Consider the following 12,931-nt stretch of genomic DNA (forward strand, 5'->3'; position numbering starts at 1 on the left):
ACCGGGCGCTGTCGTCAAGATCGTCTCGGGGCGGCCGGGCGGGCGGTGATCGGACCGTGCCGCCCAGAACTCGCTAGGATCGGGGCGACACGAGCCTGGCCGGGTGGGGGATGGTGAGCGAGCACACGCAACGCGGCGGGCGCCTGCGCAGGTCGGTCGCGGCGCTGTCGCGCCTGAGCCGGGTGGGTGACGTCCCGGTCGTCGTCATGCTGGCCTGGGCCGGGTGGCTGGCCGTCCCGTGGTCGTTCAGCGGCCTCGCGCAGGCCAGGGCCGCGGCAGCGGCGGCCGCCGCCGACGCCGAGCCCCCGCCCTCGTCCCACGCCTCCGACACCGCCCCACCGCCGTCCGCGTTCGCCTCCCACAGCACGCCACCGTCCGCGGTCGCCTCGCAGCACACCACGCCGCCGTCCGCGCTCGCCTCGCACACCGCGTCGCCGTCCGCACTCACTTCCCACTCCTCGTTGCCGTCCGCGTTCGTCCCGGGTGCGCCCGTTGCTGGGGGCGGGGCGCTGTGCGGTCCGGGGGCCGGGGATGCGGCTTCGGGGCGCGGGGCCTGGCCGGTGGGGGCGGCCTGGGGGATCCCGGCGCCCGCGGTCGCCCGTCCCGCCGCCACCGTTCGTCCCGCCCGGCCCGCCGCCACCGCCGATGCCTCCGCGACCGCCGCCCCGCACGCGCCGGACGCCGTGCTCGGGCGGTCGGGGGCTTTCCTCGGTAGGGCCGAAGTGGTGGCGGCCGAGCGGGCGCGGATCGCCGGGGAGGTGCACGACGCCGCCGGTCACGGGCTCGCCGCCATCGCGATGCAGGCCGGGCTCGCGCTCGTCGTCCTCGACGACGACCCCGAGCAGGCACGGGCCTCGCTCCGGGCGATCAGGGAGACCAGCACCACCGCCCTGGCCCACCTGCGCGCCGCGCTCGACGGCATCGACCCGCCGGCCGCCGACCTGCCCGGCCTCATCGCGGGCGTACGCGCCGCAGGCCTGCCGGTCGACGTCGAGCCCGCCGAGCCCGCCGTGCCCGCCCACCTCAAGGACGCCGTCTACCGGGTGGTCCGCGAATCCCTCACGAACGTGCTCCGGCACGCCGGCCCGACCAGGGCCTCGGTGCGCCTGGCCGACGGCCCGTGCGCGTTCGTCCTGGAGGTGGCCGACCGCGGCGCGGGCTGGAACGGCGCCGCCGAGGGCCGCGGGCTGGCCGGGATGCGCGCCCACGTCACCGAGGCGGGCGGCCGGCTCACCGCCGGGCCCCGCGAGGGCGGCGGCTTCCAGGTGACCGCCCGCTTCCCCCGGTACGAGGCATGACCGCCCCCGGCCCAGGCCCCCACCCCCCAGGCCCGGACGCGCACACCCCCGGTCCAGGCCCCCACCACCCAGGCCCGGGCGCGCACGCCCCCGGCCCACCCCCCGTCCGGACAGGCCCGGACGCGCCCGCCGCCGGCACAGCCCTGCCCGGTGCGGACGCCGGGGGCCGCGTGATCAGGGTGGCGGTCGCCGACGATCAGGCCGTCGTGCGGATGGGGCTGCGGGCGCTGCTGGAGCGGGAGCCCGGCATGGAGTGCGTGGGCGAGGCGGCCGACGGCGCGGCGGCGCTCGACCTGATCCGCCGCACCCGTCCCGACGTGCTGCTGCTCGACATCCGCATGCCCGGCACCGACGGCCTGTCCGCGTTGCGGGCCGTGGCCGCCGATCCCACGCTGGCCGGCACCCGGATCGTCGTGGTGACCACGTTCGCCGTCGACGAGTACGTCTTCGCCGCCCTCCAGGCCGGGGCGAGCGGATTCGTGCTCAAGGACAGCGCGCCCGACGAGCTGGTCAACGCCGTGCGGGTGGTGGCGGCGGGCGAGGCGCTGCTGTCGCCGTCCATCACCAGGAAGGTCATCGGCCTGTTCGGCCGCGGCGGCGCCGAGCCCGTCGAGGGCCTGGGCACGCTCACCCCGCGCGAGCGCGAGCTGGTGGCGTGGGTGGCGACGGGCCGGTCCAACGACGAGATCGCCAGGGAGCTGGTGATCAGCCCCGACACCGTGCGCACGCACGTCAGCCGGGCCATGGTCAAGCTGCGCGCCCGCGACCGGGCCCAGCTCGTGGTGTTCGCCATGCGGGCCGGGCTCGCGCCGCCGGTCTGAGCCGGGCCCGCGGCCCGCCGGAGGTAACCCTCCTGCCGGGCCCGCGGCCTACCGCAGGAAGCCCTCGTAGTTGCGCTGCTGGAGCTGAGCCTCGATCTGCTTGACCGTGTCCAGCCCGACGCCGACCATGATGAGCACGCTGGTCCCGCCGAACGGGAAGTTCTGCTGCGTGCCGGGGTCACGCAGGATCGCGAACGCCACCAGCGGCAGCAGCGCCAGCACGCCGAGGTAGAGGGCTCCGGGCGCGGTCAGCCGCGACAACACGTACGCCAGGTAGCGGGCCGTCGGCGCGCCCGGCCGGATCCCCGGCACGAACCCCCCGAACCGCCGCATGTTGTCGGCCACCTCGACGGGATTGAAGGTGATCGCGACGTAGAAGTAGGCGAAGGAGACGATCAGCAGCACGTACACGCTCATGTAGAGCGGATGGGTCCCGGCGGTCAGGTTGCGCGAGACCCAGGCGCCCGCCTCCGCGCCGAGCAGCGGCGCGGCCAGCGTCGGCACGTAGAGCAGCGACGAGGTGAAGATCACCGGTACGATCCCCGCCTGGTTGACCTTGAGCGGGATGTACGTGCTGCTCCCCCCGTACATGCGCCGCCCCACCATGCGCTTGGCGTACTGGACGGGGACCCGCCGCTGAGCCTGCTCGACGAACACCACCGCCGCCACCAGGCACAACCCGGCCGCCAGCATCACCGCGAACCCGAACGGCGTGAGTACGAAGATCTTCGCCATGTACCCCGGGAACACCGCCACGACCTGCGTGAACATCAGGATCGACATGCCGTTGCCGATCCCCCGGTCGGTGATCAGCTCGCCCATCCACATGACCACGCAGGTGCCCGCGACCATCGTCGCCACGATCACCGACACCGCGAGCAGCCCCTGGTCGCGCAGCAGCGGACGGGCGCAGCCGGGCAGCAGGTTCCCCGAGCGCGCCAGGGTGACGACGGTCGTGGCGTTCAGGACGGCGAGGCCGACGGTCAGGTAACGGGTGTACTGGGTGATCCGCGCCTGCCCGTTGGACCCCTCCTTCCTGAGCGTGTCGAGCCGCGGCACCACGACGGCGGACAGTTGCAGGATGATGCTGGCCGTGATGTAGGGCATGACGCCCAGCGCGAACACCGACAGCTGGAGCATCGCGCCGCCGCTGAGCATCTGCATCATGTCGAAGACGCCGCCGCTCGCCGAGCCCACGCACTGCCGCACGGCCACGACGTCCACGCCGGGCGCGGGCATGATCTGGCCGAGGCGGAACAGCACGATCAGCCCCAAGGTGAACAGCAGTTTCCTGCGCAGCTCCGGCACCCGGAACGCTCTGGCGAAGACGGTCAGCATGAGCAGGAAGTCTGTCCGCGGGCGGGCCGGACGTCGTCCGCCCAGGCGAGGCACCCGCGTACGCAGATCCGCGTAGGTTGGGCGCATGACGACCGTGTGGGTGATCAGCGGGCCGCCGGGGGCGGGCAAGTCCACGGTGGCGGCCGAGCTGCTGGCCCGCCTGTCGCCGGTGCCCGCCCTGCTCGACAAGGACACCGTCTACGGCGACCTCGTCGCGGAGGTCCTGCGGGCCCACGGCCGCGACCAGGGCGAGCGCGAGGGCCCCTGGTACGACCGGCACGTCAAGCACCACGAGTACACCGGCCTGACCAGGATCGCCGCGCAGATCCGCGGCCACGGCTGCCCGGTGCTGCTCGACGGCCCGTTCACCGCGCAGGTGCACGACGCGGCGCGGTGGGCCCGGTGGGTGGCGGAGCTGGGCGGCCCGCCCGTGCGCCTGCTGTGGGTGCGTTCGGACGGGCCGACGCTGCGCGCCCGGCTGGAGGCGCGCGGCCTGGCCAGGGACGCGGGCAAGCTGGCGGCCTTCGCCGACTACCTGCGGAACATCCGGGTGGACGAGCCGCCCGTCGTGCCGCACCTGGAGATCGACAACCGGCGGGGCGCGCCGCCGCTCGGCGACCAGCTCACGGCGGCGGGCACACCGCCGCGACCTGCTCATGGCGGCGGGTACACCGCCGCGAACACGGCCGGCAGCCGGGGGACGAGCCGGGTGAACCGCCCCTCCTCGTAGGAGGCGCCCGGCTCGTTGCTGAGCTGCTGGGACACGGGCCCGGCGATCAGGCTCGCGGCCAGGGCCAGCCCCTCCTCGCCCGCGGCGTCGGGATGCAGCTCACCGCGCCCGACGGCGGCCCTGATCAGCTCGGCGAAGTGCTCGTGGACGGCCAGCGCGGGCGCGTACGCCTCGGGCGAGGGCGCGAACCCCGGCACCGGCCGCCAGAACATCAACTGGGCCAGCACCTGGTTCTCCATGATCCACCGCGCTCCGGCCTCCAGGGACGACCCCATGGCCGCCAGCCCCGGCTCATGCGGCTCTGCCCCCCGCCGCACGGCCGCCAGGTAGCCCTCCTGCCCGCGCCTGAACAGGGCGTCGTAGACCGCGTGCCGGGACGGGAAGTACTTGTACAGCGACGGCGGCTGGATGCCGAGCCGCCTGGCCACGGTCGCCAGGCTCAGCCCGGCGACGCCCTCCTCCGCCATCACGTCGAGGGCGATGCCGAGGATCTCGGCCTGCGTCTCGGCTCGCCGTCGTGCTCGCCGGTCGGGAATGTCAGCCACATGGAATAGCTTAGGCTATAGGTAGTAGCCAAAGCTATTGGGGGTGTGGCACGTGTCGCGCGACATCGAGCTGATCGGCCTGCGGCAGAACAATCTCAAGGACGTCTCGCTGCGGCTGCCCAAGGAGCGGCTGACGGTGTTCACCGGCGTGTCGGGGTCGGGCAAGTCCTCGATCGTGTTCGGCACCATCGCCACGGAATCGCAGCGGCAGCTCAACGAGACCTTCAGCGCGTTCGTCAGGAACCGGCTGCCCAAGCACGAGCGCCCGCGCGCTGAGCGCATGTCCGGCCTGACCGCCGCCGTGATCGTGGACCAGAAGCCGGTCGGCGGCGGCGCCCGCTCGACCGTGGGCACCATGACCGAGGTGCACGCGATCCTGCGGGTGCTGTTCTCGCGGCGCGGCGAGCCGTCGGCGGGGCCCGCGACGGCGTACTCGTTCAACGACCCGCAGGGCATGTGCCCGGTCTGCGACGGTCTGGGGAAGAAGGTGGAGGCCGACGTCGGCAAGATGCTCGACGAGGACCTCTCGCTGAACGAGGGCGCGATCCGCATGGCCCCGCCCGGGTCGTACGTGTGGCAGCTCTACGCCAGGTCGGGGCTGTTCGACCCGGACAAGCCGTTGCGCGGCTTCACGCCGCAGGAGCGCGACCTGCTGCTGTACGGCGGCGGCTTCAAGGTCAATCGGGGCGAGTACACCAACACCTACGAGGGGCTGGTCACCCGGTTCGAGCGCGTCCACCTCAAGCGCGACCTCGACCAGCTCGACAAGGCGGCGGCGCCGTACGTGCGGCAGACCACGTGCCCGGAGTGCGGCGGCCGGCGGCTCAACGCGGCCGCGCTGGCCTCGCGCATCGACGGCCGGTCCATCGCCGACCACTGCGCGATGGAGGTGACCGACCTCATCGGCGTGCTGGAGGGCCTGGGCGACCCGGTGGCCGAGGCGGCGGTGGAGTCGTTGCGCCGGATCGACGCCATCGGCCTCGGCTACCTCAGCCTCGACCGCGGGACGCCGACGTTGTCGGGCGGCGAGGCGCAGCGGCTCAAGACCGTGCGGAACCTGGGCAGCAGCCTCACCGGCATGACGTACATCTTCGACGAGCCCAGCGTGGGGCTGCACCCGCGTGACGTCCACCGGCTCGGCGACCTGCTGGTGGAGCTGCGCGACAAGGGCAACACGGTGCTGGTCGTCGAGCACGACCGCGACCTGATCGAGCTGGCCGACCACGTGGTGGACATGGGGCCGGGCGCGGGCACGCGGGGCGGCCGGGTCGTGTTCGAGGGCACGGTGGCGGCCCTGACGTCCGGCGGCACGCTGACCGGCCGCATGCTGCGGCGGGTCACCGGGCTCAAGGACGCCGTGCGCGCCCCGGCCGGCTGGCTGACCGTCGAGGGCGCGAACGCCCACAACCTCAAGGACGTCACCGTACGCGTGCCGCTCGGCGTGCTCACCGCGGTCACCGGCGTGGCCGGGTCGGGCAAGAGCACGCTGATGCGCCAGGAGCTGGTCGCCCGGCATCCGCACGTGGTGCTCATCGACCAGTCGGCCATCGGCGGCTCGCCGCGCTCGACCCCGGCCACGTACCTCGACGCCATGGACCCGCTGCGCAAGCTGTTCGCCGACGCCAACGGGGTGCGGCCGGGGCTGTTCAGCTTCAACTCGGCCGGCGCGTGCCCGGTGTGCAAGGGGCGCGGCGAGATCAAGACGGACCTGGCGTTCATGGACCCGGTGACCCGGGTGTGCGACGCGTGCGGAGGCAGCCGGTACAGCCCGCAGGCGCTGTCGTACACGGTGGAGGGCCGCACGATCGCGGACGTGCTGGCGATGACGGCCGAGGAGGCCGCGGGCCTGTTCGACCTGCCGGGCATCGGCGGGCTCGGCGCGCTGGGGCTCGGCTACCTGACCCTCGGGCAGCCGCTCAGCACGTTGTCCGGCGGGGAGCGGCAGCGGCTCAAGCTGGCGCACCGGATGCGCGAGCGCGGCCAGGTGTACGTCTTCGACGAGCCGACGACCGGGCTGCACATGGCCGACGTGGACACGCTGCTGGCCCTGCTCGACCGGCTGGTGGACGGCGGCGACACGGTCATCGTCGTCGAGCACGACCTCGACGTGGTCAAGCACGCCGACTGGGTCATCGACCTCGGCCCCGAGGCGGGCCGGCACGGCGGCGAGGTGATCTTCGAAGGCACCCCGGCCGAACTGACCGAAGCATCCACCTATACCGCGAAATATCTGGTCAAGTCACTCGATAGTCGTCGTCCCGGACGTCCAGCACGGCCATGTGACCGGGCAGATGACCGATCGCGTACTCCACGCCGCTCGCCATGACCGCCGCCTGCGGCGTCACCCCGCAGGCCCAGAACAGCGGCACGTCCCCCGGCCGCAGCTCCACCGGGTCACCGAAGTCGGGACGCCCCAGGTCGAGCACGCCGATCGCGGCCGGGTCGCCCACGTGCACCGGCGCGCCGTGCACCCGCGGATACCTGCCGCTCACCTCGACGGCCCGCCGCACCAGCTCCTCCGGGACCGGCCGCATCGAGACGACCAGCGGCCCCGACAGCGAGGCGGTGGACTCGCACGGCACGTTCGTGCGGTACATCGGCACGTTCCTGCCCTGCTCCAGGTGCCGTACCGGGACGCCGGCGGCCAGCAGCGCCGCCTCGAAGGTGAAGCTGCAGCCGATGAGGAACGGCACGAGGTCGGCCCGCCACTGCCCGGTCACCTCGTCCAGGTCGGCCACGGGCTCGCCGTCGCGGTAGAGGCGGTAGCCGGGCAGGTCGGTGCGCAGGTCGCCGCGGAACAGGGTGGTCGACCAGGCGCCCGGCTCGCCCACGTCCAGCACGGGGCAGGCCCGGGGGTTGCGGTGGGCGAACAGCAGCAGCTCGTACCGCAGGGCGGCGGGCACGGCGATCAGGTTGGCCTGCGTCCAGCCGCGGCACCAGCCCGCGGTGGGCACCCGTTCGCCGACGCGGAAGCGGGCCCGCGCCTGCGCGGGGGTCAAGGTGGCGACGTCCACCTCTCGACACTATGGCGACCGGCTCGCACGGTCCACAATCGCACCTCACCGGGACGCCCGGCCGTACGGCTATCGCGGTGTTTTCCGGGTAGCGGGCCGGTTGTGCGATTAGACGTCAACCTCCTCGACTACCTGCTCATCGCGGTCTACTTCGCCACCGTGCTCGCCATCGGGTTCGCCGCCCGCCGCCGGATCAGCTCCAGCCTCGACTTCTTCCTCGCGGGCCGCGGACTGCCCGCCTGGATCACCGGGCTGGCGTTCGTGTCGGCCAACCTGGGCGCGATCGAGATCCTCGGCATGGCGGCCAACGGCGCCCAGTACGGCGCGATGACCGTGCACTACTACTGGATCGGCGCCGTCCCCGCGATGGTGTTCCTCGGCATCGTGATGATGCCCTTCTACTACCGCTCGAAGGTGCGCAGCGTCCCGGAGTTCCTGCGCAAGCGCTTCAACGGCGCCACCCAGCTGCTGAACGCCCTCATGTTCGCGGTCGCGCAGATCCTCATCGCCGGGGTGAACCTGTACGCGCTCGCCCTGGTCATGGAGGCCCTGCTGGGCTGGCCGCTGCCGGTGTCGGTGGTGGTCTCGGCGCTGATCGTGCTCTCCTACATCACGCTCGGCGGGCTGTCCTCGGCCATCTACAACGAGGTGCTGCAGTTCTTCGTGATCCTCGCCGGGCTGATCCCGCTGACCGTGCTCGGCCTGGTCAAGGTCGGCGGCGTGGCCGGGCTCTTCGACAAGGTACGGCAGAGCGCGCTCGGCGAGGGCGGCCTGCACACCTGGGCCGGGACCGCCGGCGCCAACCCGATGCAGGCCCACTGGATCGGGATCGTCTTCGGGCTGGGGTTCGTGCTCTCCTTCGGCTACTGGACGACGAACTTCGCCGAGGTGCAGCGCGCCCTGTCGGCCAGGAACACCAACGCGGCCCGGATGACGCCGATCATCGCGGCCTTCCCCAAGCTGTTGATCCCGCTGGTCACGGTGCTGCCGGGGATGATCGCGCTGGTGCTCTTCGGCGACCTGGGCAAGGGCCAGGACTACAACGACGCGATCCCGCTGCTCATGCGCGACCTGCTGCCGAACGGCGTGCTCGGCGTCGCGGTGACCGGGCTGCTGGCCTCGTTCATGGCGGGGATGGCGGCCAACATCAGCGGGTTCAACACGGTGTTCACCAACGACATCTGGCAGGCGCACGTACGGCCCGACCGCCCGGACGGCTACTACCTGAACGTCGGGCGCGTCGCCACCGTCGCCGGCGTGGCGCTCGGCGTGGGCACGGCGTTCATCGCGGCCGGCTACTCCAACATCATGAACTACCTGCAGGCGCTGTTCAGCTTCTTCAACGCGCCGCTGTTCGCGACGTTCGTCGTCGGGCTGTTCTGGCGGCGGATGACGCCGTGGGCCGGGTTCTGGGGGCTGCTGGCGGGGACGCTGAGCGCCTTCGCGTCGTACTTCGCCTACAAGGCCGGCGTGGTGGACTTCGGCACCGAGCTGAACGCCAGCTTCTGGGGCGCGGGCATCGCCTTCGCCGTGGACGTGCTGGTGTCGGTGATCGTCACGCTGGTCACCACGCCCAAGCCGGAGCGGGAGCTGCGCGGCCTGGTGTACGGCCTGAGCGCCGCGGACCTGGAGGACGACGCCCTCGCCGGCGACACACGCTGGTACCGCTCGCCGGTGCTGCTCGGCACCGGCGCCGTGATCCTGGCCGCCCTGTTGTACGGAGTGATCCTGTGAGCGACATCCGGATGGTGATCGGCGGGCTGTTCCTGCTGTACGGCGTGATCCTCGTCGTGGCCGGCCTGCTGGGGGACGCGGTGAACCTGTGGACGGGCCTGCCGATGGCCGTCTTCGGCGCCGCCTTCGTCCTGTGGGCCCGCCTCCGCCCCCTCAAGCCCTAGCCGCACCGCCCTCGACCCGCCCTACAGCCCACAGGCCGTACGCCCGGCCTGTGGGCTCCGCGCCGGCGGCGCGGCGGCGGCGGCGCGGCGGCGGCGGCGCGGCGGCGGCGGCGCGGAGCCGTCCGCGCCCGTTCAGTACTCGACCTCGAAGGTGTGGGGACCGAGGCCGTACCCGTCGCCCCGCGGGACGACGTACCCCTGGTTCGCGAGGACGGCCAGGCTGTCGCGCACCTCGTCGTCCTCCAGGCCGGTCGCCCGGATCACCGCTTCCAGGCCGGCCACGCCGCCGGACCCGATCGCCTGCGAGGCCACCGCCTCGTAGACGTGGATGTCGACGTCCGACAGCTCCTGCACGTCATGCCCCTCGGACATCAACGTTGCCTCGCCCCCTCCCTCAGCCTGGCCGGATCGACCTCGCGGTCGGGGAACCTGCGAAGGTATTCCGCCTCTAGCTCATTGGTACGGGAAGTGTGACGTGCCAGAGCATCGTCTGATCCATGGAAGAATGTGTCACTACGAGTGGCATGGAGTTGCCGCAGCTCGCGTACCACATCCTCGTCGCTGAGCTGGGCCGGATCTATTCCCATCGTCGTCATGGGTTCCCCCTACCCCAGACACCCCCGACAATATCTGTCACAATTCCTGACATATAGCCATTGTTTGGGAGCGATTCGTCGCCTTACCTTCCCGGTATGGACCTTGAGCTCAGGCACCTCAGGATCGTCCGCGCGGTAGCGGACGCGGGAAGTGTGAGCAAGGCCGCGTCCCTGCTCGGGCTGGCACAGCCGGCCCTCACCGCCCAGCTCAAACGGATCGAGAGGGTGCTCGGCGGCGCCCTGTTCGAACGTGACCGCCACGGGGCGCGGCCCACGCGACTCGGCGAGCTGGTGCTCGCCCGGGCGCGCGTGCTGCTCCCCGCGGCCAAGGAATTGCAGGACGAGGCCGTACGATTCGCCCACACCCCCTCCCCCGGCTTCCGCATCGGCGCCACCAACGGCCCGATACTCGGCGGCCTGGTCGACCGGCTGGCCGCGGAGCGCACGGTCACCACGTTCACGTCGTGGTCAACGCACGAGCTGATCAACATGGTCGAGCTCGGCCGCCTCGACTACGTGCTGACCGGCGCCTGCGGCGACTCCGGCACCCCCACAGGAACGCTCCTGTGGGAGACGATCAGCGTCGACCCGGTCTTCGCCCTCGTCGGCGAGGACCATCCGCTCGCCAAGGAGAAAGAGGTGGAGCTGGCCGACCTGGCCGGCGAACAATGGGCCGTCACCCCCGGCGACGGCTGCTTCGCCGACTGCTTCGCCATGGCGTGCGCCCGAGCCGGCTTCACCCCCGGAACGATCTACGAGACGGACGTCCCGACCTGCACCCACCTCGCCCAGGTGGGCCGCGCCGTGGTGCTCTGCCAGGCGACCCACCAGGCCCTGCCGGGGCTGGCCATGGTCCCGCTGTCCGGCGCGCCGCTGCGCTGGCGGCAGCTCCTCGGCCGCCACCCCACCGCCCCCGACGCCACCTGGGTGGTCGCCCAGGCCAAACAGGCGCACACCGAGGCCGTACGCCGCAGTCCGGTCTACTCCGATTGGCTCGCACGCAACCCGGCGTACGGCACCGCGCCATAACACCCTGATAGGAGTGAAGTAATAACTCCTCGCCCCGTGGGCCCGCCGTTACCGTGACGGCACCCCCAGCGGCGGGAGACAACCCAGCTCCACCCGCCGGCGCTGATCGCGGACGCGATCGGCGCATCAGCCATGTCCGGCTGCCTGGGCCGCGACCCTTCACGTCCAACCCCACCCCGAACCGGCCCCCGCCTCCAGACAAGGCGCCATGCCACGTCGCACCCCAAGGCGCTACGCCACCACGTACCCCAAGGCGCTACGCCACCTCGTACTCCCACCCGGGCCGCCACTCGAACGGCGCGTCCACCAGGTCCTCGAGCGGAGTGCCGTCCAGCAGGTGCTGCAACGCCCACCGATTGGCCGAATGGGACACCACCAGCACCGTGGCCCCCTGCCACTCCTCCCGCAGGTCGTCGAGGAACGCGGCCGTCGCCGCCACGACCTGCCGATAGCTCTGCCCGCCCGGCCACGGCGTGTCGATGTGCCGCCTGCGCAGGGCTGCCACCTCGCTCACCGGCCGTCCGTTGTAGCTGCCGTAGTCGCACTCCCTGAGCCGCGCGTCGAGCCGGACCTCCTTCCCGCCCTTCCCGCTCTTCCCACCCCCGAACGCCACCTCCACCGTCTCGACCGCCCTGCGCAGATCCGAGCAGTAGACGACGTCCACCCCCCGCCTCCGCCCCCCGAGCTCGGCGGCCAGCTCCCGCCCCCGCTCGGACAACTCCCCGGGCAGCCACCCGGTGGCGACGCCGATCTCGTTGTCCACAGTGATGGAGTGGGTCTCGTACACCACCTTGATCGCCATATCGGCACCGTACCTCCCCTCCCAACCCCTCCCATTCCGCCCACAGCAAACACAACCCCCAACCGAGACCCGAATATGATCGACACGACTCCACCAACCTTGCCCGGCATGGAATGATGTCCGCGGGACCCCGTCCCCATCCGGCCGTGCGGCACACCCGGATCCGATGCTCTAGCCTTGACATGCGCGAGCCTCACCAAGATCCATACGCCGCACACCGCATGTCACAACTGAATCCAGGGGCGGTAGCTCAGCCGGTCAGAGCATCGGACTCATAATCCGTGGGTCGTGGGTTCAAGTCCCACCCGCCCTACTCTTCAAAACCACGTCCGACCTGGTGTTTCTCGGTTCTCGCCACCCTCGGATCTTCCTGTTGATCATGGTTGGTTGCTCCATGGTTGCTCTTGTGTACGCACCGTGTATGCCGGTAGATCATTTAGACCGCCATCGTCAGTTCAGACCCCGGCGACGACCAACAGAAGATCAAGCCGGAAGACCTACCCAGCGCCGTAAGTCAGCGATGAGCTTTCGGCGGGTCAAGTCTCACCCAAGCTGCCCCGTCGGGCTCAACAGGCATTTTCTGACCAGCCGATAAAAGATCCGCTGCTTCTCGCGGCGACCTCTCGACCCTCTTACAGGACGCGCTAGGGATCGATCGGCTGCATCACCTGCACGACAGCGCTGAGGACAAAGACACAGGCCCGCCGAAGAAGCGACGGGCCTGCTGGGTTCGGTGGTTCAGGTTGTGGCGTCGCCGGTGTGGGTCGGCAAAGTGATCAGCCGGGCGGCCTGCGCGCCTGCGGCTGCGGTGTTGACGAGAGCGGCGGTGGATTCCGCGGCGGCCCGGGCCACCTCCGGGT

13 protein-coding genes and 1 tRNA gene are annotated in these 12,931 nt (G+C 71.7%); 8 read left to right on the top strand and 6 right to left on the bottom strand.

Going from position 1 to position 12,931, the window contains the following annotated elements:
• The first annotated feature begins 110 nt into the window (after positions 1–110).
• Both AB0C33_RS49875 and AB0C33_RS49880 read left to right on the top strand, forming a co-directional pair.
• Positions 111–1,298, top strand: coding sequence for a sensor histidine kinase (locus AB0C33_RS49875; protein WP_358302473.1), 1,188 nt, complete (start codon positions 111–113; stop codon positions 1,296–1,298).
• Between the two features lie 170 nt (positions 1,299–1,468).
• Positions 1,469–2,119: a response regulator transcription factor gene (locus tag AB0C33_RS49880; RefSeq protein ID WP_352353595.1), complete on the top strand. Its 651-nt coding sequence runs from the start codon at positions 1,469–1,471 to the stop codon at positions 2,117–2,119.
• Positions 2,120–2,167: 48 nt separating this feature from the next.
• On the opposite strand, the gene secY is transcribed toward AB0C33_RS49880, so the two are convergent.
• A complete protein-coding gene (gene secY / locus AB0C33_RS49885) occupies positions 2,168–3,457 on the bottom strand; it encodes a preprotein translocase subunit SecY (RefSeq protein WP_358302476.1) in 1,290 nt (429 codons plus the stop codon).
• A gap of 85 nt (positions 3,458–3,542) precedes the next feature.
• Here secY and AB0C33_RS49890 point away from each other — a divergent pair, with 85 nt between their 5' ends.
• Positions 3,543–4,187, top strand: a complete 645-nt coding sequence (locus AB0C33_RS49890; protein ID WP_358302479.1) for an ATP-binding protein — start codon at positions 3,543–3,545, stop codon at positions 4,185–4,187.
• Here AB0C33_RS49890 and AB0C33_RS49895 read toward each other — a convergent pair.
• Entirely contained in the window at positions 4,112–4,732 is a 621-nt protein-coding gene (locus AB0C33_RS49895; RefSeq protein ID WP_358302482.1) for a TetR/AcrR family transcriptional regulator, read from the bottom strand. The two genes, AB0C33_RS49890 and AB0C33_RS49895, sit on opposite strands and share 76 nt — an antisense overlap.
• 52 nt (positions 4,733–4,784) lie before the next feature.
• On the opposite strand from AB0C33_RS49895, the gene AB0C33_RS49900 reads away from it, so the two are divergent.
• Positions 4,785–7,058 carry an excinuclease ABC subunit UvrA gene (locus AB0C33_RS49900; protein ID WP_358302485.1) on the top strand — a complete coding sequence of 758 codons (2,274 nt, stop codon included), beginning with the start codon at positions 4,785–4,787 and terminating at the stop codon, positions 7,056–7,058.
• On the opposite strand, the gene AB0C33_RS49905 is transcribed toward AB0C33_RS49900, so the two are convergent.
• Positions 6,967–7,746 (bottom strand): putative hydro-lyase, encoded by a 780-nt coding sequence (locus AB0C33_RS49905; RefSeq protein WP_358302488.1) that lies wholly within the window; start codon positions 7,744–7,746, stop codon positions 6,967–6,969. The two genes, AB0C33_RS49900 and AB0C33_RS49905, sit on opposite strands and share 92 nt — an antisense overlap.
• Positions 7,747–7,848: 102 nt before the next feature.
• On the opposite strand from AB0C33_RS49905, the gene AB0C33_RS49910 reads away from it, so the two are divergent.
• Both AB0C33_RS49910 and AB0C33_RS49915 read left to right on the top strand, forming a co-directional pair.
• Positions 7,849–9,480, top strand: coding sequence for a sodium:solute symporter family protein (locus AB0C33_RS49910; protein WP_358302491.1), 1,632 nt, complete (start codon positions 7,849–7,851; stop codon positions 9,478–9,480).
• Positions 9,477–9,644, top strand: coding sequence for a hypothetical protein (locus tag AB0C33_RS49915; protein WP_352353608.1), 168 nt, complete (start codon positions 9,477–9,479; stop codon positions 9,642–9,644). Before AB0C33_RS49910 ends, AB0C33_RS49915 begins: the two co-directional genes overlap by 4 nt.
• A gap of 132 nt (positions 9,645–9,776) precedes the next feature.
• On the opposite strand, the gene AB0C33_RS49920 is transcribed toward AB0C33_RS49915, so the two are convergent.
• Positions 9,777–10,016 (bottom strand): hypothetical protein, encoded by a 240-nt coding sequence (locus AB0C33_RS49920; RefSeq protein WP_358302494.1) that lies wholly within the window; start codon positions 10,014–10,016, stop codon positions 9,777–9,779.
• Entirely contained in the window at positions 10,016–10,240 is a 225-nt protein-coding gene (locus AB0C33_RS49925) for a DUF6158 family protein (RefSeq protein ID WP_125631040.1), read from the bottom strand. The genes AB0C33_RS49920 and AB0C33_RS49925 overlap by 1 nt, the downstream gene beginning before the upstream one ends.
• A 96-nt stretch (positions 10,241–10,336) precedes the next feature.
• On the opposite strand from AB0C33_RS49925, the gene AB0C33_RS49930 reads away from it, so the two are divergent.
• Positions 10,337–11,269, top strand: a complete 933-nt coding sequence (locus tag AB0C33_RS49930; RefSeq protein ID WP_352327067.1) for a LysR family transcriptional regulator — start codon at positions 10,337–10,339, stop codon at positions 11,267–11,269.
• 256 nt (positions 11,270–11,525) lie between these two features.
• Here the strand turns inward: AB0C33_RS49930 and AB0C33_RS49935 are convergent, their stop codons facing one another.
• Complete coding sequence (locus AB0C33_RS49935) at positions 11,526–12,071, bottom strand: histidine phosphatase family protein (RefSeq protein WP_358302497.1); 546 nt, start codon at positions 12,069–12,071, stop codon at positions 11,526–11,528.
• A 239-nt stretch (positions 12,072–12,310) separates the two neighbouring features.
• On the opposite strand from AB0C33_RS49935, the gene AB0C33_RS49940 reads away from it, so the two are divergent.
• Positions 12,311–12,384: transfer RNA gene (locus AB0C33_RS49940), tRNA-Ile, on the top strand.
• The last annotated feature ends 547 nt before the right edge of the window (positions 12,385–12,931 follow it).

Origin of the sequence: Nonomuraea sp. NPDC048881, assembly GCF_040649795.1 — a bacterium.
Taxonomy (GTDB): domain Bacteria; phylum Actinomycetota; class Actinomycetes; order Streptosporangiales; family Streptosporangiaceae; genus Nonomuraea.